The following is a 21,898-nucleotide window of genomic DNA, read 5'->3' on the forward strand; positions in this document are numbered from 1 at the left end:
GTTTACATTAGCTTGGACGATTGGTATATTAAACGTTAATCGGTAAAACTAATATAGAAATGAGGTCTGAAAATGGATGTGAAATTCCCAATTGGAAAGCTGCAGGTTCCTGACAAGGTGACGCAACAAAATGTTCAGGAGTGGCTTCAGCAAATCGGTTCCTATACCCATCGATTGAGAGAGGCTGTAGACTCATTAGATGCAGAACAATTGAACAAAACCTATCGCGAGGGTGCATGGACCGTTCGTCAGCTTGTGCATCACATTGCAGATTCTCAGTTAAATATGTATCAACGCTTGAAATTAGCTCTAACGGATGATAACCCAATCGTACCTGCATTTGATGAAGAGAAGTGGGTGCTGTTACCGGATAACGAGCTTCCTGTTGAAAGCTCTATCCGAATGCTTGAGGGGATTAACGAGCGTGTCGTTGCGCTAGGGATAACGTTGACTGAGGAGCAGCTGGAGCGTGTGTTTACGCACCAAACGAACGGTCAGATCAAAGTAGCTACAAAGGTTGCAAAGCTAGCTTGGCATGAGGAGCATCACTTAGCTCATATAAAAATTGCTTTGACTAAATAATCAGTCCTTGTATATAGAAGTAGCTTGCCCGGTTCCATTAGCCATACGTTTGTAAAACTAGTGCGGTTTAGCAGATGTGGTACAGCTAGTAAAAGGCTGGGAAGCTCTTGAAAGTGCAAAGTCATGCGTGTTATCATATTTGTAATTACAAGCAGACTAAATAGACCGATTCCTTTGCCGGGGCGGTCTATTTGTATTTAATATAATCAAATCGAGAGGATATGAGCTAAGGGTGATAGAGATAGATAAGAAAGATAATTTTTGGCGTAATTTACCGAAACCATTTTTCGTCCTTGCACCGATGGAGGATGTGACGGACGTAGTGTTTCGTCATGTCGTAAGTCAGGCGGGTAGACCGGATGTGTTCTTTACGGAATTTACGAATACGGAGAGCTACTGTCACCCAGATGGGATCAAAAGTGTGCGTGGGCGTCTGACATTTACAGAGGATGAACAGCCAATTGTTGCGCATATATGGGGAGATAAGCCCGAATATTTCAGTCAAATGAGCATCGGAATGGCAGAGATGGGCTTTAAAGGAATAGATATTAATATGGGCTGCCCAGTTCCAAATGTCGCATCAAGAGGGAAGGGCAGTGGCCTTATTCTTCGTCCAGACATTGCAGCAGATATTATTCAAGCAGCAAAAGCGGGTGGACTGCCTGTTAGCGTGAAAACTAGACTTGGATTCTCCGAGGTAGATGAGTGGCGAGAGTGGTTAACTCATATTTTCAAGCAAGATATTGTGAACCTTTCTATTCATTTGCGTACAACGAAGGAAATGAGTAAAGTGGAAGCGCATTGGGAGCTGATTCCGGAAATTAAAAAACTGCGTGATGAAGTTGCACCTGATACGCTGCTAACTATTAATGGGGATATTCCTGATCGCGAAACCGGGCTAAAGCTTGCAGAGCAGTATGGTGTAGACGGCATAATGATTGGACGCGGAATATTTAGTAATCCGTTCGCTTTTGAGAAGGAGCCAAAGCAGCACAGTCCGAAGGAGCATTTGGAGCTTCTAAAGCTGCATCTTGATCTTCATGATCAATATATCGAGGAGCTGCCACGTGCAATGTCAGGGCTTCAGCGCTTTTTCAAAATTTATGTGAAAGGCTTCCGCGGCGCTAGTGAGCTAAGACATCAAATGATGAGCACAAAGTCTACGGATGAAGTTCGCGCATTGATTAAAAGCGCTGAAGATAATATGGATGATCTCACATAGTAGAAGGACAAGCCTAATGAAGCTGTGAAGGTTTGTTATGAAGAGAAAGTAGAGGGGCGATGGCCTCTCTACTTTCTTTTTTTTCTGAGAGATGCCAAGGCTGTCGCACTACTATCAGGTAATAGCCCTGCTAGTTACTATTTACAACTATATTATGTAATGGTAATATATTACATAATTTGGCTATTTAAATGTAAGCTGACGAATCTAAAGAAGAAGGGGTAGCGTCAAGAATTTTGTGTAAATAAAAATAACCTTTACTTGTAGCAGTTGAATTACGTGTTGCTTTTGAACATGGCTTGTAGTTCTGCACGAGCTTGGTCAAAGCCAATATGACATCTTGTAGCAAAGCGTTGGTTATAGCCTTCGAACTGTGAAACTAAAAATTTCTCTAGTGCTTCTTCGTGAGGAAATTGTTCTTTCCGTTTCGTGTATTTCTTGATCTGCTTGTTAAAAGATTCAATAAGATTCGTAGAGTAAATGCTTCTCCAAATCGACTGTGGAAAGCTGTAAAACGTGAAGATATACGGATTCTCCACTAAAGCTTTCGTTGCTTTAGGATAAGCAGTTTTCCACTTATCACAGAAACGTTCTAGCGCTTCACGACCAGCTTGCTCATCCTTTGCGCGGTATATTGTTTTGAAATCATCACAGATCTCAGCACGATCAGACACACGCACTTTATGAGCAAGATTGCGAGCAAGATGAACACAGCAGGTTTGGTATTTGGCACTTGGAAAGACCTCGAAAATGGCATCAACCATACCTTTTAACCCATCAGAAATAAAGAGTAGCACTTCTTCTGTGCCTCTTTCTCGAAGGTCTTGCAGAAGCTCTTTCCATACGTAGGCAGACTCAGTTGGAGCGATGGCATAGCTAAGCACCTCCTTAGAACCGTCTTCACGAATGCCTACAGCTAGGTAAACGGCTTCTTTCGAAACAGTCTCACGCTTTACAGCAATGTAGGTTGCATCCAAATAGACACAGACATAGCGCTGGGCTAATGGGCGCTTTAGGAACGCATCAACATGCTCTACCATCACTTGCGTCATGTTAGATATGGTTTGTGGTGTGTAATGATGCCCATACATTTTCTCGATCAGATCAGCGATTTCAGTCATGGTTACGCCCTTTTGGAACATATGAATGACAAACGATTCTAACGTGTCGTTGGATCGCTTGTAGGGCGCTACGGTCTGCTGCTTGAACTCTCCATTACGATCACGAGGGATTTGAAGGTGCAGATCGCCGTATTCCGTATGGAGCGTACGTGTATAGCTGCCGTTACGAGAATTGCCTGTATTGAAGCCTGCACGATCATACTTTTCGTAATCTAGGAAGGCGGTTAACTCGGTTGTTAACAAGTGATTCATCGCTCTTTCGAGGTGAATACGAAAAATTTCAGTCACATCTTGTTTTGTAACTAGAGCTTGGACTAAATCTGTTGTAAAATGATTCATAGGGAAGACCTCTCTCTGTGAATTTTGTGTGGTAACTCAATTCTACAAGAAAAGGTCTTCCTTTTGCATTTATTCATTTACACATAATATTTTATACTCTCGAAGAAGGTAATGGCATGGAGCTCATATCTGTAAAATTAATATTTTTATTTTTGTTTATTTTTATTATCCATTCGGTAGAAACACTTGCTTACGCTGCAAGGTTGTCAGGTGCAAGAGTTAAAATGATCGCTTCTGCTTTATCTCTCTTCAACATTATGGTTGTCGTTTCGCGTCTTGCGAATATGATGCAACAGCCTTTCACTGGCAGTCTGATCGATAAGGCCCCCCAAGAAAATACCCTAGAGTTTGTAGAAGCACAATTTAGAGTGCTTATCAGTGCATCAACGGTTGGAACATTATTTGGAATGCTTCTATTTCCTACTTTTATCGCTTTGTTTTCAAGAGCAATCATACATTTATCCGAGGAAAAAGGCTCTGTTCATTCATTAATGAAAAAGATATTTTCTCTACAGTACGTAAAACGTGCCATCACTCATTTCAGTTTGCCTAAGTTTTCATATTTACAGGATACGAAGATGAAGGATATACCGATCAAGCTGTTTTGCGTAAATATGGTCATCACATCCATATATACAATCGGTGTATTATCCGCATTATATGCATCATTATTAGCCCCTGAGAGAGCTTCTACAGCAACAATGGCATCTGGTTTAATTAACGGTATCGCAACGATACTATTAGTGATATTAATTGACCCCAAAATATCTGTATTAGCAGACGATGTTGCTAATGAAAGAGGGAGCTATAATAAACTCAAAAGTATGTCACTGATGATGGTAACGTCACGGTTATTAGGTACTTTACTTGCTCAATTGTTGTTCATATGGGGTGCGAAATACATAGCCTGGTTAACGAAGTTTATTGTTTTGCTTTAATTCTATTGAACAGGGTTTTATGAATGATTACTGTATATGGAATATGCTAATAATGATGAACAGCAGAGGATAGTTACGGTGGAGGGAACAATTTGCAGATTAGACAAGCAGCATTAGGTGATATTGACATCATCATGTCCATATACGACTACGCGAGAAGTTTTATGAAGGAGCAGGGCAATCCGGATCAATGGGGCGATGACTATCCTGAACGAGTGCTTATTGAGGACGACATTAGTCAGGAGAAGCTCTATGTCTGCATCGATGAGGAGAAGGTTGTTGGCGTGTTCTATTATGCTCAAGAGGAAGACCCGACCTATGAGGTCATTAAAGGCGGTGCATGGCTGAACAATGAGCCTTATGGAGTCATCCATCGCACTGCTTCAGCAGAAGGCTCGCGAGGGGTTGCAACGTTTTGCTTAGATTGGGCATTTGAGCAGACGGGCAATATTAGAATTGATACACATGTTCAAAACATACCGATGCAAAGTTTACTAAAGAAATTAGGTTATGTGTATTGTGGAGAAATTGTGCTTGATGATGGGACATCGAGAATTGCATTCCAGAAGGTACGCTGAACTCGATTCATGAGTTTGTTTGGCAGGCTAAATAAATCGCGATTATCTTTCCCGATAGCAAATGATTTTTGATATAATGATGTTAAGAGAGTATTTATAGTAGTAAAGGTGGTCAAGCTATATGAATATAAGTATTGTATCTCCTAATAAAAAGAGGGTGTTGCTTGTGAAAAGATACACTCGAGAGCAAAGAAAGCGTGCATTACTAAATGCGAAAGCATCACTTGCTATTGAAGGGATGTACTTGACCACTGAAGAGGAACAACTAGTTGAACAAAAAGCTGCTGGGAAAATGAGCAATGCAGAATTTATAGCTAAAGCAATAGAACTTGCAAAAAATGTATAAACAGAGTAATTCTAGGTATTGTTATCCCAATAGCAATGTCCTCATTAATATACCTGGATTTAAAGATCAACAGCAATTAGATGCGTTTGAGCGAATTGTAACACTTGACCGATTGAGATTATTAAGTTTGAAACCTATAATGGGGAGTTATGATCTGAGTCATCTTTGTACAATCCATAGCTTTATATTTAATGATATATATCCCTTTGCAGGTGAGTTACGTGAGGAGGATATTGCGAAAGATCATTTTCGCTTTGCACCAGTTCAATTTTTGGCGAATCAAGCAATAATATTGCTTGATGAACTTAAGAGTGAAAATTGGTTAAAGGGCTTAGAGTTTGAAAAAACTGTTGATAGATTAGCCCACTATCTAACTGAATTGAATGTTCTTCATCCGTTTAGAGAGGGGAACGGTCGTACTCAACGTGAGTTTATTCGTTCATTAGCATTAGAAGTTGGACTTTACATCGACTTTACACAAGTTGATCCAGCTATTATGCTTAAGGCAATGATAGAGTCGCCATATGATAATCAAAGGTTAAAATATATTTTATATACGATCACTAGTAAAAAGAGATGCTAGGTATAGATAACTTATGCGAAATAACTTTGACTACTGAATTGGAATTTTGAATATTTATGCATACCTAACCAGTTCGAACCATTAGAACTGGTTTTCTGTTTAACAGATCAATTGATTATAAATCTATATAAATGCAGAGCCATAGTAAGTAATAAGTGGAGTGAGCGCTAAAGTGGTACCTATGTCAAGGACACAGTAAAAAAAAGAGATTACGCAACTAAGAGATGGTTTCTGTATTGTACAGGAGCCATCCTTTTTAAATTCCATTGGTAACGATAATTGTTGTAATAGACGATGTAATGATCGATTTTCGCTTTAAGTTCATCCAGAGTTTGGACAGATTCAAAGTTCACTTCATCTTTAAAATGACCGAAAAATGATTCCTGAGGCGCATTGTCCCAACAGTTTCCTCGGCGTGACATCGATTGATCTAAATTGTGTTTCTTTAGTAGTTTTTGATATTTCGGGCTTGTATAATGAAATCCTTGATCTGAATGAATAAAAGCCTTTGGGTGGAGTTTGACTTTCTTATTGCGTACTAACCTTTCAATCGTTTTTGTTGCAATGTCTAATGTGATTCGGTCCGAGACATGATAAGCTAATATTTCGTTGGTAGAGCCATCTTTTATGGTCGACAAATAAGCCATACACTTTCCGTTATACGGCAAATAGGTGATATCCGTTAAAAGTACTTTCCCAGGGACACCTTGTTTAAACTCTCGGTTTAATTTATTTGACACAACACGATGTTCTTTCGTTGCTCTTGCTATTTGTTTATAAGGATTTGGTCTGCGGTGAGGACAGACAATCCCGTACTTCTGCATGATGCGTTGGATCTTTTTACGGCTCATAACACACTTGTAATCCTGTTCAAGCGTCATCTTGATTGAACGTGAGCCCTTTTTATAACCACGCCGATTAAAGGCTCTTAAAATCAAATCTCGTGCTTCTAAATCCTTCTGTTCCTTAATTACTCGCGTATCTCGCGCTTTTAAGAAGCTGTAATAGCCTGAACGAGAAACATTTAATAGTTCGCAAAAATAGGTTACCATGCGTTCAAATGGAAACGTAGTGAGTGTGTCTGAAAGTAATTGAAAAATCTTATTTGTGCTTATTTTTTGGCCTTCGTTTAGTAGCCTCCTTTCTGTCGCTTCGAGCTTTTTTAGCAGCTCTATCTGCCCTTCCAATAGCTGAATACGTGCAGCCTGTCTTTCCATTATTTCAGCCATTGTTAATTCACGCTTTAATGGTCTACCTGATCCAGACTTTCGTGTATCCGTTAACCCGATTAAACCATTCTTTTCATACGCTTTTCGCCAACGTGATGAAGATTGTTCAATTCGTTTGATACCAATCATTTTTTCATCAAATCCGTATTCCTTGAAGATTTGTCTTGGTGTTTTCCCGGTTAAGTATTCATCGATAAACTTACTTTTGAATGCATCTGTATACGTAATGGTACGTTCACTAACTTGTTGTACATTTGGATTCTTTTGAAGTAGCTGTACATCTTTGGGTGAAAATAATAGTTTACTCATAGTAGCCTCTAGTCCTCGTCCTCTAATCTTAATTTCTAGTATATAAAAAAACCTGTAGTTCGCACACTCTTTTTCAAGTGTCTTAACTACAGGTACCATTCTACGCAAGAGCTCACTCTTTTTTGTGTCCAATGTGTATTGCTTGTACAGGCTACTCATCATATGTCGATCAGCAATATGTACACGAAAATTTAATTCGTAATATTTACGATTAGTATTGACAATTAAATAGTCGCTGCTTATTATATAAAACGTAATCATTACGATTAATGGAGAGGAGCTTATTATGAAAAAGACAATGATGTGGGCAAGTATCGTAGCGTTAAGTGTCCTGCTAATGGCGTGCCAGTCTAAGGATGTAGAACAGGAGGGTACGAACAACTTGGTGACGGCACAGCAAAGTTCTGATAGTCACAACCATACGCACAACGAAGATGACGGTCATGATCATAAGCACGATGAGGAAGATGGACATAGCCATGCGCATGACCACAACGATGACGGGCACGGTCATGCTCATGATGAGGAACTAGATCAAATTTATGCAGGTTATTTTGAGGATAGCCAGATTAAGGATCGTGAGCTATCAGACTGGGCGGGAGACTGGCAATCTGTCTACCCTTATCTCTTAGACGGCACTTTAGACGAAGTGTTTGAACACAAGGCAGCACATAACGATTCGATGTCTGCTGAGGAATATAAGGAGTATTATGACACCGGCTATAAAACAACGGTTGATCGGATTGTCATTGACGGTAATCTAGTGACCTTCTATGAGGGTGAGCAAGCTAGCACTGGTGAATATGTTAGTGACGGGTATGAAATCTTGACCTATGAAAAAGGAAATCGTGGCGTTCGCTTTATTTTCAAATTAGCTGAGCCTGCAGAAGGTGTGCCGACCTATATTCAATTCAGTGACCATAGCATTTACCCGACGAAAGCGGGACACTATCACCTGTACTGGGGAGATGATCGCGCTGCTTTGCTAGAGGAATTGGTAAATTGGCCGACGTATTATCCAACAGTAATGGACGGTCATACGATTGCTCATGAGATGATGGCACATTAATTTAAAGTAAAGCGTCTTGCAGCTACATAAGAATGGCATTCCAAGGCATACCTGATACTAACGAAACGAGATAGAGAAAAAAAGAGATATAGCTTCGAAATAGATTTGAAACCGTATCGTATACTGAGTATTTAACTAAGACCCACCAAGCATGATGCAAGGTGGGTCTTAGTAGCTTTGGATTTAGTTAGAATTAAATTGAGGACAATAACTATTCATACATAAAACTTGTCTCAACAGAATACTGTTGTACTACATCTACTGTCATACAATTTTCAACTTATGTCATCATTTTCAGAAGAGGTGATCATGTATAGCGAATGAAGAAAATGAACGCGCGAACAATCACTCTTGAAGCGAATGAATGAAAAGGAGGCGTTGCCAGTCAGAGGTGAAAGCACATGCAGTATTATGGAAAAGTAAAAATTGAAGGAGACGAAAGCATGAAATCTTGTAAACGCTTTATTTCATTGTTTTTGGTTGCCATCATGTCACTTACTCTATTCGATATGGGTGCTGTGTTTGCCGAGGAAAAAGAGCCTAATGATAGCCCAATCGTGAAAACGAGCTACACTGCAACGGCGAACGGCGAAGCAAATGTGACAACATCGGATGCGATTACACTCGTATTTGAGGAACCGGTACCTGGATTAGAGGACAGCAACATTGTGCTCGCAGCTGGAACGGCGAGTGCAACAATGGGCTCACTGACTGTGGTAGAAGGTTCAAGCGACACCGAGTACAGGCTTGAAATTAGCGACGTGTTGAATGAAGGCACCGTCACGCTCAAGATTACGAAGGACGGTGTGGACGATCAAGAAAAGGCTATTATGATTTATCGTGAAGCAGCCTTAGTTACCTATAGCGTGGCCAATGTCGGAGGAACAGCGTTCGTGGCGGATAGCTCTGCCTTAAGGCTTACGTTCAACAGTGCCGTATCAGAATTGTCGTTGGATGACATCATTCTTAGCGCCGGTACCCCTACTGCAGTTACCAACTATGCATCCGCAACAGCAGAGAAGGGCGCCTTGACGCAGGTAAGTGACACGGTATTCGAGCTTACGCTTGTTGACATTACACGAACAGGGACGCTTGGTGTCCAGATCGACAAAGAGGGGATAGAAACGGATAAGAAAAATGTGCTAGTAAACGCCCAGGTCGATAAAACAGCTCTGCAGCCTACACCGCCGCGCGCTAGCTTCCCGCAAAATATTACCTCTCTACCACATTCACCGGGCCTTAATGATCTGTTCCAGTTTATAGATTCTGAGGCAGGTTCGAACGGTCGAGTCGCAACGGAGGCTGATTGGCTAGAGCGCAGAGATGAGCTTAGAGATCTCATTCAGTACTACTATTATGGAAGAAAATATCCGACGCCTAAGAGCGCGATCATCGTAAATGAGCCGACAAACCAGATCAATGTCACGATTAATGATAATGACAGAACCGTGACTGGAAGTCTTGGTAATGTTATTGTTCCAACGGGCACACCGCCTGAAGGTGGTTGGCCAGTCATTATTGCCTTTGGTTTCGGTCAGACAGCCATGGCGACAGAAAACGGCTACGCCGTAATTAATGTCTCGAACTGGGGTGGATTTAACAGAAGCGGAAACTACTACAATTTATATCCTTTTAACCCTTATGAATATGATTTCAACACTGGCTCAATCATGACGGCAGCTTGGACCGTTTCCCGCATTATTGATGCGATGGAGATTAGTGCTGAAGCTAACGGCGGCATGAACCAATGGAATATTAACCCTTATCAATCAATGACAACTGGTGTATCGATAAATGGTAAATACGCGCTAATGTCAGCAGCGATGGATGATCGCGTCGGTGCAGCAGCGCCGGTAGACAGCGGACAGTCCGGTGTATCCAGCTTCCGTTACACGGCTGAAGGCAAGCTGTTTTACTATAATACACCGTTAGATCGCATTTATCGTAGAAACCAGAAGGGTCTTAACAGCATTCAGTATTTTGGCGAATCATTCTGGCTGGGTCTTGGTACAGCTGCTGCGTTCCAGCAACAGAAGGATATGGATTATATGCCATTCGATTCGCATGCCGTTGAGGCATTGATGGCACCAAGACCACTCATCGCATTTGTCGCAGATAACAACTTCGATTGGACGACACCGCCATCCTCCGTAATGGCAATGACAGCGGCACAGGAGGTCTATGAGTTTTTAGGCAGTGACAATGCTGCGGTACGAGTTCGCGATGGAGCTCACGCCATTCAAGATCGAGATGTGCCATTCATGCTGGCAATTATGGAAAAGGAGTTTAACGGTAAGTCGCTCGAGGTAAACAATCTTTTTCCGCATAGCGATCCGCCAAGCTATGGAGTCGGCAAGTACGATAGCATCGCTGATATGTCCATTTCTCCGTATGATATCGACAGCTCCTATATCCGCTGGTCTCGCCCTGGCAAGTACACACTATGGACAGAAAATGAGATCGTCACGGAAGGGGTGCCTGTCTCCATTAAGGTTCACTCTGATGATACGAAGGTTAAGCTCACCCTTCTAGATGAGGATAACGAGCCAACAGAGAACACATGGACAGCTGATGTAGTTGACGGCACCGCGGTGTTTAATCTGACAGAGGATGAGGTTAAGATCGGACGCTATGAGATTACGACCGTTGGTTCGGCTAAGGACAGCAAGACCGTATATTTCCAGGGCGTTGATGTCGCAACTGCTCTTCGCCATGGTACCGCTCGCAATGATAACGGAGCAGCAGTCATGTATGGCTTTACGAGCAGGATCAATAAGGATCTGGTAGAAGTGTATGCTGACGGTCGACTGTTGTCTCAATCGCCACAGGAGGATACGGAACAAGCATGGATTCTAAACTACGGTGTAACGACTAATCCGAACAGCAACAATCTTATACCGAACGATGCTTTTGAGGTCATTACGTTGAAGAAGCTGCAGATGGAGGCGATGCCTGGCAGTATGTTCGAGCTTTCCATTGACAAGTCTAAGCTGGAGAACAATCAGGAAACTGTTAGCTGGAACGCATCGGAATCGGTGCAGAGAATCGGTCCTGAGCCGAACTGGCCACCATATCCGAACAGCGCGACAGACGACGGAAATCGTCCATTACGTCCGGAGACAACGAGCAACTTTAGCGCTGATATTGATTTCAGCCTTAATGACGAGGTTGAGCTCGAAGCTGGCGATAAGCTAGAGATAACATTCAATGAGCCTATGCATAGAGGAGACTTTGGCATTGGCTTTGATTTCTCTGATGATTTTGTGATCATGTGGGCAGAGGACGATCAATCCGCCCTCGTGACCTTTAATCATGTGACGAAGAATAACGGAGAGGTTGGCAATATCTACATCATGCGTTTAAGAGATGCAGCTGGTAATTTGATTGCAGCTCCAATTCATCATTCGTTCACGTTCAAGTCAGTAGAGACAGAGGTACCAGCAGCTCCTACTAATGTAACAGCAATAGCAAAAGGAACGAGTACAATTGATGTAAGCTGGACAGCATCAGAGGATGCAAGCGGCTATAACGTCTATCGTTCTACTTCCGCAGAGGGCAACTACGTCAAAGTAAATACGCAGCTGATTACTGCAACGAAGCTAGAGGATAGCGGTTTAACACCGAAAACGGCTTATTACTATAAGGTCACTGCTGTCAATGATGGTGGTGAATCAGAGCGTTCAACAGCAGCGTACGCAGTAACAGATAGCATATATACCGGACCTGGTATTCCGCCGACAACACCGCCAGCACCAATTGCATCTGATGAATTAAAGGCAAATGTGGATTCTAACGGTCATGCAACTGCTACGGTTCAAGCTGCACATTTGAAAAAAGCGTTGTCTGATGCAAAGGCAGGTACGATGAAGCTTGTCGTTACTGGTGTTGAGCAGGCTAAGCAGGTTACTATCTCCATGCTTGCTGAACAAGTGAAGGAAGCGAAAAAAGCGGGTATTAAGCGTATCGAGGTTTTATTAGGTTTCGGAGTTGTACAGCTGCCAGTTTCGTTGTTCGAGGGAACAGCTGGCAATGCCAACATTCAATTGAGCGTCGCCGCCGTTGACAACAGCACGCTGTCAGAAAAAGTCCGCGAGTTCGTAGGCTCGAACACGGTGTATGACTTCAATTTAAGCATTGGCGGTAAGAAAATTACTAGCTTCGGTCCAGGACAGCAGGTGAGAGTCGAAATTCCTTATACGCTGAAGACAGGAGAAAAACCACATCAAATCGTGCTCTACTACTTATCGGAAGAGGGGAACATCGAAGTCATTAAACATGCTCATTACGATAAGCATACTGGTATGGTAGTATTCAAAGTGAAGCATTTCAGTAAATACGCAGCAATCGCTAATGCTGTACGATTCAATGATGCGAAGGCAATCGCATGGGCGAGCGACAGCATAGAAGGTCTAGCAGCACGTGGAATTGTAAATGGGGTAACGAAGGATTCGTTTACACCGGGCAAATCCGTGACAAGAGCTGAATTTGTTCATATGCTAATGCAGACGTTAGATTTGAGCGTAGCAAATGCATCAAGCAGCTTCCTAGATGTTAAGCAGGATGCTTGGTATTATAGCTCCGTTGCAACAGCGCAGCAGCTCGGTATCGTAAATGGACGGACGGATGGATCGTTCGGCATTCACGACGAGATTACTCGCCAAGAGATGGCAGCTATGGCTTATCGCGCTATCCAGGTGGCAGGCATTACGCTGAATGCAGATCAAGCGGCAGCGGCCTTCCAAGACGAGCAAGACATTGCAGCTTACGCTAAGAAAGCAGTGAATGCTATGCATGAAGCGGGTATTATCAGTGGCGTTGGTAATAACAAGTTCGCTCCGCATGGAACGGCAACCCGCGCTCAAGCAGCAGTTATTTTGTATCAGTTGTTAATGGAGTCACTGTAATAGCTACTCTAAGATAACGACAAGAAAAAGTAAGAACCCACCCCAAGGTTACCGCCAAAGGTGGGTTCTATAATCTTCAACTTAGAAGGGATAAGCCCATCCAAGCCAATTGTTTAGCCGAGTGTTCACAGCACTCGGCTTATTTTGAATATAGGATAACATAATTGGAAAAAGAAGTGAGTAGTTTGAGTGCGGAGAAGTAGTGATTAGTAATGCTCTTTTCAGAGAAGTGTATTCCGTAACAACCCTGCAAGGCTAGGTCTACGACTCGACCGCTATGTTACTAAGCCTTCGGGTTCGTTATTTCAACACGTTATGGAAATCAAATCAATAACTAATACAAGCGAGGGTGTCATGACTGAAAGTAGACAAGAACTGAAAAAAAATTATAACTGTGAGGACGGAAGTTTTATTTATCCTTTACTCGAAAAAAATTACTTTGATGAAGATCTATATTGGAAGTATTACAACTGCGTATTAAATCCATCTACCTATTACAAAGAAAAGGAATATGATACAGAGATTACAAAAATGATCTTACACACATACAATTATTTTCTAAAATCACTTGTATGGCATTAAAGCGATCTGTGAAAGGTAATAAGATATTTGATAGGAACAATAGGATAGAAAAGAAACAAGCAAAACCACGTCGAATTCAAAGGAGTTTGCTTGTTGAGCTGAAGTATAACTGTCTTATTAGAGGATTTGGGCATTACTAGATTCATAATTAACAAAGGTGAAATCCAAGTTTGGATTTCACCTTTGTTATGACTTAGATGCTGATATTGTTCCAGTCTTTTAAGCAGATCGAGTTCACATCTATCTTTATATTGCTAAGATATTAATATAACTCTAATACCTTTGTGATTAGCTGGACTACTCTATCGGATCTGTCAAAGTATAATTTAAATTGAAGACGATCCGACGATGTAAACAACGAGGGTTTGACTTCTTCCAAAGTTATCATTTTACCTGGAGTAGTTCGATGATCAAAAATATAGGTGTCATTTGTTAAAATAATATACTTAATTGAAAATTCTGGGTCTTGAAATTTACTTAAGTAATCAGAAAACTCTTCTTCTACGGGATAAAAATCGCTTATGGATAAGAAGTATTTACCATTATAAGGAGTTCTCCCATCTATTTCAACTATACCTTCAAATTTACCTGAATAGCTATAAAAATGTAATGGCTTGATGTCATCGTCTGGTTTAAATATTAAATATAAAGAAGTAAATAAAATGGCAAGAACAAAAAGAAGCAAACCAACCCTTATACTTAATGATTTCAAATTCATAAGTCATCTCCAAGAAGTTACAGAATAAGTTATTTTAAAGCTCTTGTTACGTAGAATTCTTTACCTTTTCTATCTAAGTCATAATGAAGATATTTATACTTACTACCACTAGGTACAGAATAAGCTATTTCATGAGATTTTACATAACTTGTAGATACACTAGAGGTAAAAGTACCTGCTGGAGTCGCTATACTAAGTCCTCCAGAAAAAGTACTTTCAACGCTATAATACTTTGTAAGTCCGGTCACAGACTGAATAGTAAAATTAGCTCCCCACTTGTCTGCTAATACTTCCGATGCAGGCTTTCCGTTATTGCTATTCTTAACCGATTTTATAGGAGTGTCTGCTGGGCCAATTACTTTGCCAGGTATAAGTTTGTATTCAGTACCTATAACAATTCTTTGCCCTGCCGAGCCGCCTGAGGAAGGTAAAGCAACTAGGTCGAATTTTTCATAAACATAATCAACATTCGCATACAAATCATACTGAGTATTCGTTGATGACGATCCTGTGAAATCATAATGAAGAGTACTATTTATACTTTTTGACGTCGTTCCTTCTACCGTCCAAGAACTACCTTTTTTATAACCGATACCTACCTTAATGTTAGCACCTGTTTTAAAATTGAATTTTACTTTCTCACCATCTCCTACATGTACAGTTGCTATCTTTGTTGGCACAGAATAGCCTCTTGTTTCTAATATACATTTTTCTACAAATGAGTCAAGTCTTTCACAACTAAGATAATTTGGTGCTGCCGCTAAACTCATTGAATTATTGGGGGCAGTGCCGACTTTAGGGATGTTATAGTGATTATCCTGATTAAAATTACTTTCAATAGTTACTGTCTGTAAATTATTGAGTTCAGATATTACATCGTGTTTAATAGGATGTTTCTCAGAGACGTATGGTATGCTAACGTACTCCATTTGAATATGGTTATCTGGCGAAACTAAAGTTACATTATACACTAAGTCTATTATCTGTACTTCATCATTAAAAATATCTTGACTGATTTCGGGAGTTAGCACTAAAGGTTCATTTGGTTTGACTGTTCCATAAAAAACAGTCTCTTCTTTAACATAATCACTTTCCAAAACTTTCACAGATACGCGTGTTCCTTCTTCTGCATAATCAGATTTTATTACGATTTGGGGATTGTTTTCCATAATTGAAAAATCTGATTCTGAAGCATTAACAGGCACTACTAGCATAGATGAAATTAAAATAAGTGCTAAAACTTTCAAAATATTTGTTTTCAAAAAAATACCTCCTTTGTAATATATTAAATATATATTGAATTTTTTTCCATGTCAATACCATAAACTTCTAACAGTAGAATCATTTTGATAGATTTCAAATCCATCAACAAATGAATAAGTTCATAGCCAAATGCTTAATATATAACTAGCTAATAGAACAGAATGACTGTTATCAAATGTCATGATAAAAACAAAAACTGTTGCTTTCAACGAATTGAAGGCAGCAGTTTCTTCTTTATTATTTGTTAGATTTGCGCTTTACCAGCTGTTTAACCAAGGATAAGGAAGTAACATTTTACATTCTTATTATCCGGAATCCTTAAAAAGTCTTGAAAAAAGTCTTGAATAGAGGCACTTGTCTATTAGCAGAAAATTGTTTAAGAATTTCATTGAGTGCTTTTCAGTCTTCTCAGTTACCTAAGTTCCTCTATGTTGATCGGAGTGTGCCATTAAGCACACTCTTTTTTTGTTATGCTATATCGTACTCTTCGACTTCATCGAGTTGAGAGACATTCATTCTAACAACCTGAACGAAAAAAGGTTGATTTCTGCAGTAGATCATTGTAAAATTTTAATAATGATGTTAATTATTAATATTTATATTAATGAATGACTAATCATGATTCAATGATTGATTTTGTTCCAGAGCTACTAGATTATTCTCTGCATCTAAGTTATTCGAGCAGTTTTGCAACCGTTTACACCAGGTATTACACCGTAACTAATAAAAATATAGGGGGATTTATAAATATGAGAGTTGGCAAGAGATTAAGCAGGAAGCATATACTTATCATTTCATCCGTAACTTTATTATTAATGATAGGCTTACTTTTCTGGGCTTTTAGCTCGAAGGAGAGTCCGGCGGTGGAGATGCAGTCTGCGACTAACGGTGAATCGAGCAACGGTGCTGCTACAACTGCGAACACTCAGCTTACGGAAGTGAGCTTCCGAGAGGATTTGCTGCTTCACTACACCTTCAATCAGACAGACGGTACGACGGTCGTAGATGAAAGTGGTCATGGCAATGATGGCGTCATCGTTGGTGCAGCAAGCTTTAAAGAGGGGAGAGAGGGAGAGGCGATTGAGCTTAAGGGCGGCTATGTTAAAATGCCCAACGGCATCTTAGCCAAGCAGCAAGCGATGACGATATCGACCTGGATCAACCCTGCTTCACTGCCCGCTTGGTCAAGAATTTTCGATATTGGCTCTTCAACGACTAATTATATCTTCTTTACGCTGAACAATGGCTCGTCTATTCAGTTAGGCTTGCATCTAGACAATGCCGTGCAATCACTTACAGGTGTTCCTTTCACCTCAACGAATCAATGGCAGCACATCGCCGTAACGATAGAGGATAAAACAGCGATCATTTACATTAATGGGATCGAGGTTCTTAAAAATACGAATCTAACGATTACGCCAGATCAATTAGGTGTAACGACAGCGAATTACATAGGCAAATCACAATACGCTACAGATCCCAATTATGCGGGAAAGCTTGAAGAATTTAGAGTATATAATAGAGCGCTTAATGAGCAAGAGATTATGCAGGTGATGGGCGAGGGCTTGAAGGCTGCAGAAGCGATTGCCCTCGACAAGGAATGGCTGAATCTTGGTGTAAATGCGCAAGAGGTTACGAATGATCTTATGCTTCCCGCGCAAGGACCACTCGGAACAACGATAAGCTGGCAATCCTCCGACCAGACATATGTTAGTGATGATGGTAAAGTGACGCGTCCAGCGAAGGATGCTGAGGACGCTAAAGTAACGTTAACAGCAACGCTAACCAAGGACAACGAGCAGGAGACGAAGGAATTCGACCTTACCATATGGGCTGAAGGCGCAGTAGCCTATGAGATCAATGTGGATGCTGATCAACCACAGCATGAGATTAGCCCGACGATGTTTGGCTTGTTCTATGAAGATATTAACTATGCGGCAGATGGCGGGCTGTACGGTGAGCTCATCCATAATCGTTCGTTTGAATTTAATACGCCGTTTTATGGATGGGTGCTGGAAGAGTTCGGTGGCGGCAAAGGGACCATTCAAGCCTCTTCAGATATGCCACTGAACGATAAAAACCACAAATATATCGAAGTGACAGCGACAGAAGCTGGTGACGGAGTAGGTATTTCTAATGCTGGCTACTCAGGTATAGCCATAGAAGCTGGCGAAAGCTACGAGTTTTCGTTCTATGCGAAAAGCGAAGATAAGCTTCAGCATCCGATCACTGCTGAGCTAAGAGGCAGGGATAATAGTGTGTACGGAGCATGCAGCATCGACGGGTTAACGACGGAGTGGCAGAAGCTTCAATGTGTCATTACCGCTGAACAGACAGATTACGAGGCGAAATTCGTCCTGTTAATCCATGATAAAGCGACCGTTTCACTAGATATGGTCTCGTTATTCCCGCAGAAGGTGTGGAACAACCGCAGCAATGGACTGCGCTATGATCTAGCAGAGCTGCTTGACGATATGGAGCCCGGCTTTTTACGCTTCCCTGGCGGCTGTATTGTTGAAGGCGGCTCTCTAGACAATCACTATCGCTGGGAGAACACGATTGGTGATGTGGCTGAGCGAGAAACACAACGCAATCAATGGGCGAATAACTATTATCAATCGTTCGGCTTAGGCTATCAGGAATACTTCCAGTTTGCTGAGGATATTGGTGCAGAGCCGTTGCCCGTTATATTTGTAGGGATCGAATCGTGTACCGCGAATCCGGATACGGTGCCGCTTAACGAGCTTCAGCCATATATTGATAGCGCATTTAACCTGATTGAATACGCCAATGGAGATGTGAACACGAAGTGGGGAGCGCTGCGCGCCGCTCATGGACATCCTGAAGCATTTGATATGAAATACTTAGGAGTTGGCAATGAGCTATGGGGTGCGAAATACTATGAACGTTACAAGATGTTTTATGATGCCATTAAGGAGAAGCATCCGGAGATTAAGCTGATCTTCAGCTCTGGTGCCTTCCCGAGCGATGGTGCATATAGTGATGCCTATCATTGGCTAGCTCAGAATAATAACCCAGCGGATCTTGTTGATGAGCATATGTATCAATCGCCGTCCTGGATGCTGGAAAATGTAGATCGCTATGATGATTTCAGTCGTACAGGTCCAAAGGTATTCGTGGGTGAATATGCATCACACGGAGTTGGCAAGAGGAACAATATGGAGTCAGCAATTACGGAAGCGGCATTTATGACAGGGCTGGAGCGCAATGCGGATATTGTAGAGATGGCTGCTTATGCGCCATTGTTCAGTCGTCAGCCGGCCAAATTTACGCAGTGGACACCAGACATGATATGGTTCGATCAGTATCGTACTGCTAAGACGCCGAATTATTATGTGCAGAAGCTATTTATGAATCATCAAGGGGATAAGACGCTGCCGATCCAAGCGAAGAAGCGCAGTGAGAGCGTCAATGATATTACTGGCTCGATATTTCTCGCGACATGGGCAACGCAGGTGGAATACGACAATGTGAAAGTAACGTCGCAGGACGGCAGTGTGTTATACAGCAATGATTTCTCTGACAGCTCTACGAGCTCAGACTTCACAGCATATAACGATGCAGCAGCTAGCTGGAAGATCGAAGACGGCGTATTAAAGCAGACAAGTAATGGACAGGATACGAGATACATGCTTGGAAGCGGGCAGAGCTGGAGCAACTACACGCTCGAGCTAGAGGCGACGAAGAAGAGTGGGAATGAAGGGTTCCTGATCGGCTTTGCGGCTAACGATGCCAACAATTATTACTGGCTGAATGTAGGTGGTTGGGGCAATACTCGCACCGTTATTGAGAAAGCATCGAATGGCTCAAGAGGCATCATTACGCCGGTATTAGATCAAGGGATTGCAAGCAATAAAACGTATAAGGTGAAAATTATCGTCGATGGCTCTCGTATTCAAGTCTATTTGGATGATCATCTGCTATTCGATCTGAACGAAGGAACGACAGAAGGTCCATTATATAGCTCAGCTTCAGTAGATGAGAGCACTGGAGATATTATATTGAAGGTTGTGAACAGCTCATCGACTATGCAAAATGCGAAGGTAAATGTAAATGGGGCCGCATTTATCGCTCCGGAAGCAACAGTGTTTGAGCTATCTTCCCCTGCATTTACAGATGAAAATTCACTTGATAATCCAAATAATATCGAGCCGATTCAGAAGCAGGTGTCTAATCTAGCTGAGTCCTTCGAATACGAGTTTCCTGCTCATTCGGTGACGATCCTGCGACTAAGAACAGAAGCAGGCCCAGCCATAACGGCTGTAGAAGATGTACAGCTAACGACGACTGTAGGTAAAGCTCCTTCATTACCAGCTAACGTAGTCGTAACGAAAAGCGATGGCTCGACAGAACAGGTTGCGGTCAAGTGGAATAACGTCGATAAAGCTCAATACAGTAAGCGCGGCGTGTTCAGAGTGAAGGGTGAGCTAGCGGATACGTACTTAAAGGGGTATGCAGAGGTAACGGTAGAGTAATAAATAGGTTGATCGATGAGAACCAATAGTCATAAGAACAGTAAGCATAGTTAAAGGGCAATAGGGTGTCAACATCGTGTTGAGATCCTATTGCTTATTTTGTTTTTACAGCAGAACGAAACGGTTTAGTCTAACCTATTGCAGAGCCTCTCATATACTAATGGATGGTGATCACATAACGAGTAGGTGAGAGGTGTGGGTGGTTCTAGCGGTAAGGATAAGCGACATCGCAGCAGGCAGCAGAAGAAACCATGGCAGAAGCATAAAACTACATATCTAACGAGCGTCAATAGCTCAGTTGCCTTTACTAACTCCACTCGTACAAATGGCTTGAATGACTCGACTAATCTCAGTAGCACCACTAGCTCAAACAGACCGAGCAGGTCCAGTAGTTCCAACATGTCCAACAGACCCAACAGGTCCAACAGACCCAACAGTACCAGCAGTACCGACAGCTCCAACAGTACCAGCAGCACCAACAGCTCCAGCAGTACCCGCAGCCCCAAAAGAGCAAACGCCCCCAGCAGTACCAATGCATTTACGCAAGCAAGCAATTCGAACACAATTGCGGAAATTGGAGGCTGGGTTGAAGCAGCTGGCAACATTGTCGCGGCCATTGGGTCTACACCGACAAATAGGCTTTCAGACTCGATGCAGACAGATTTGAATATCATTGGTAATGCATTGCAGGCGGTAGGAAGTGTGTTATCGATTAATAATGGGGCGATAACACTGGATGAATTAGGAGATATTTTGCAGTCCGTCGGGAACGTAACGGTTATTGCTGGCATTTTGAATCAGAATGAGACAGCTAGTGAGCGGTTAGAGATGGTCGGTAATGAGCTGCAGCTGGTCGGCTCGGGCCTATCGTTAGATTTGCAAGACAATCTCACCTTTAGCCAGTCATTAGACAATATAGGAAATATCATTCAAATCATTGGCGTCACCATGCAGATCTACGCTAATCCGAATACCGAAGAGGGGGTTCAGGCGAACGCCATTGGCAGCTGGACGCAGGCAGTTGGCTCAGTCATCTCAGCACTTGCATCAGACAATAACGATTAGATGCTTCTTTCATGAATATAGGTTTAAATCTCACCAGAAATAGCCGTTTGCCATTCAGAGGTTTGTCCAGGATCAAACACTTGTTCAAATCTAGCTATGCCAAAGTTAGATATATTTCCATTAAAGTAGAAAATAACGCTGTAATTGCTACTCTTTCCGTTCTCCATTATTGATAAGGTTACTTTACCAACTGCCTCACCATCGTCATGGAATACCTTTAAATCTTGATAATCCTGTATATATGTTCCTCTGTTCTTCAAATCTTGAACTCTATTCACCCATAGTTCATTCGCATTCCTCAAATCACTGCCGAGGTTAAATTGACTTGAATAATACACATCGTTCGATGCGTCTTGAAAGTGACCACTTTTGAGATTACTGAAGAAGGAAGCAGCCATTATGCGACCATATACCACATCCCAGTAATGAAGAAAAACAGCAAGTAATAAAGTTAATATTATTAGAGCTAAAAAGGATTTTTTCAGTCTGCTCATTCGATAACCTCACTTAACAAGATAAACAAGCTCATTCCTCGTTCGAATCTGTCTATCCTG

At 41.7% G+C, this 21,898-nt stretch carries 16 protein-coding genes; 11 read left to right on the forward strand and 5 right to left on the reverse strand.

The annotated features are described in order from the left end of the window. The first annotated feature begins 72 nt into the window (after positions 1–72). Together NSQ99_RS07630 and NSQ99_RS07635 are read left to right on the forward strand one after the other, a co-directional pair. Positions 73–582 (forward strand): YfiT family bacillithiol transferase, encoded by a 510-nt coding sequence (locus NSQ99_RS07630; protein ID WP_340836018.1) that lies wholly within the window; start codon positions 73–75, stop codon positions 580–582. Positions 583–883: 301 nt separating this feature from the next. Continuing rightward, a complete protein-coding gene (locus tag NSQ99_RS07635) occupies positions 884–1,804 on the forward strand; it encodes a tRNA dihydrouridine synthase (protein ID WP_340838756.1) in 921 nt (306 codons plus the stop codon). 275 nt (positions 1,805–2,079) lie between these two features. Here NSQ99_RS07635 and NSQ99_RS07640 read toward each other — a convergent pair whose 3' ends face one another. Then, a complete protein-coding gene (locus NSQ99_RS07640) occupies positions 2,080–3,264 on the reverse strand; it encodes an IS256 family transposase (protein ID WP_210178541.1) in 1,185 nt (394 codons plus the stop codon). A 116-nt stretch (positions 3,265–3,380) separates the two neighbouring features. Here NSQ99_RS07640 and NSQ99_RS07645 point away from each other — a divergent pair, with 116 nt between their 5' ends. The 4 genes from NSQ99_RS07645 (at position 3,381) to NSQ99_RS07660 (ending at position 5,709) form a co-directional block, all read left to right on the forward strand. Further along, a complete protein-coding gene (locus tag NSQ99_RS07645; RefSeq protein ID WP_251668084.1) occupies positions 3,381–4,202 on the forward strand; it encodes a lipid II flippase Amj family protein in 822 nt (273 codons plus the stop codon). A 92-nt stretch (positions 4,203–4,294) separates the two neighbouring features. Further along, complete coding sequence (locus NSQ99_RS07650) at positions 4,295–4,780, forward strand: GNAT family N-acetyltransferase (RefSeq protein WP_340836019.1); 486 nt, start codon at positions 4,295–4,297, stop codon at positions 4,778–4,780. A 121-nt stretch (positions 4,781–4,901) separates the two neighbouring features. Beyond that, complete coding sequence (locus NSQ99_RS07655) at positions 4,902–5,126, forward strand: antitoxin VbhA family protein (RefSeq protein WP_340836021.1); 225 nt, start codon at positions 4,902–4,904, stop codon at positions 5,124–5,126. Next, positions 5,119–5,709 carry a Fic/DOC family protein gene (locus tag NSQ99_RS07660; protein WP_340838757.1) on the forward strand — a complete coding sequence of 197 codons (591 nt, stop codon included), beginning with the start codon at positions 5,119–5,121 and terminating at the stop codon, positions 5,707–5,709. Before NSQ99_RS07655 ends, NSQ99_RS07660 begins: the two co-directional genes overlap by 8 nt. A 209-nt stretch (positions 5,710–5,918) precedes the next feature. On the opposite strand, the gene NSQ99_RS07665 is transcribed toward NSQ99_RS07660, so the two are convergent. Next, entirely contained in the window at positions 5,919–7,247 is a 1,329-nt protein-coding gene (locus NSQ99_RS07665) for an IS3 family transposase (RefSeq protein ID WP_340834771.1), read from the reverse strand. Positions 7,248–7,584: 337 nt separating this feature from the next. Between NSQ99_RS07665 and NSQ99_RS07670 the strand changes: the two genes are divergently transcribed. Together NSQ99_RS07670 and NSQ99_RS07675 are read left to right on the forward strand one after the other, a co-directional pair. Then, positions 7,585–8,316, forward strand: a complete 732-nt coding sequence (locus NSQ99_RS07670) for a ZinT/AdcA family metal-binding protein (RefSeq protein WP_445670542.1) — start codon at positions 7,585–7,587, stop codon at positions 8,314–8,316. 443 nt (positions 8,317–8,759) lie between these two features. After that, positions 8,760–13,220, forward strand: coding sequence for an S-layer homology domain-containing protein (locus NSQ99_RS07675; RefSeq protein ID WP_340836023.1), 4,461 nt, complete (start codon positions 8,760–8,762; stop codon positions 13,218–13,220). Between the two features lie 844 nt (positions 13,221–14,064). On the opposite strand, the gene NSQ99_RS07680 is transcribed toward NSQ99_RS07675, so the two are convergent. Then, positions 14,065–14,520, reverse strand: coding sequence for a hypothetical protein (locus tag NSQ99_RS07680; RefSeq protein WP_340836025.1), 456 nt, complete (start codon positions 14,518–14,520; stop codon positions 14,065–14,067). A gap of 29 nt (positions 14,521–14,549) precedes the next feature. Then, positions 14,550–15,782, reverse strand: a complete 1,233-nt coding sequence (locus NSQ99_RS07685; RefSeq protein ID WP_340836026.1) for a hypothetical protein — start codon at positions 15,780–15,782, stop codon at positions 14,550–14,552. Positions 15,783–16,652: 870 nt separating this feature from the next. On the opposite strand from NSQ99_RS07685, the gene NSQ99_RS07690 reads away from it, so the two are divergent. The 3 genes from NSQ99_RS07690 (at position 16,653) to NSQ99_RS07700 (ending at position 21,344) form a co-directional block, all read left to right on the forward strand. Beyond that, positions 16,653–20,279, forward strand: coding sequence for an alpha-L-arabinofuranosidase C-terminal domain-containing protein (locus NSQ99_RS07690; protein WP_340838758.1), 3,627 nt, complete (start codon positions 16,653–16,655; stop codon positions 20,277–20,279). 334 nt (positions 20,280–20,613) lie between these two features. After that, a complete protein-coding gene (locus tag NSQ99_RS07695) occupies positions 20,614–20,946 on the forward strand; it encodes a hypothetical protein (RefSeq protein ID WP_340836027.1) in 333 nt (110 codons plus the stop codon). Next, entirely contained in the window at positions 20,895–21,344 is a 450-nt protein-coding gene (locus NSQ99_RS07700; protein ID WP_445670543.1) for a DUF6944 family repetitive protein, read from the forward strand. The genes NSQ99_RS07695 and NSQ99_RS07700 overlap by 52 nt, the downstream gene beginning before the upstream one ends. A 23-nt stretch (positions 21,345–21,367) precedes the next feature. Here NSQ99_RS07700 and NSQ99_RS07705 read toward each other — a convergent pair whose 3' ends face one another. After that, on the reverse strand, positions 21,368–21,838 hold the full coding sequence (locus tag NSQ99_RS07705) for a hypothetical protein (RefSeq protein ID WP_340836029.1): 471 nt from the start codon (positions 21,836–21,838) through the stop codon (positions 21,368–21,370). Positions 21,839–21,898 lie beyond the last annotated feature (60 nt).

Origin of the sequence: Paenibacillus sp. FSL W7-1287, from assembly GCF_038004245.1 — a bacterium.
Taxonomy (GTDB): domain Bacteria; phylum Bacillota; class Bacilli; order Paenibacillales; family Paenibacillaceae; genus Pristimantibacillus; species Pristimantibacillus camelliae.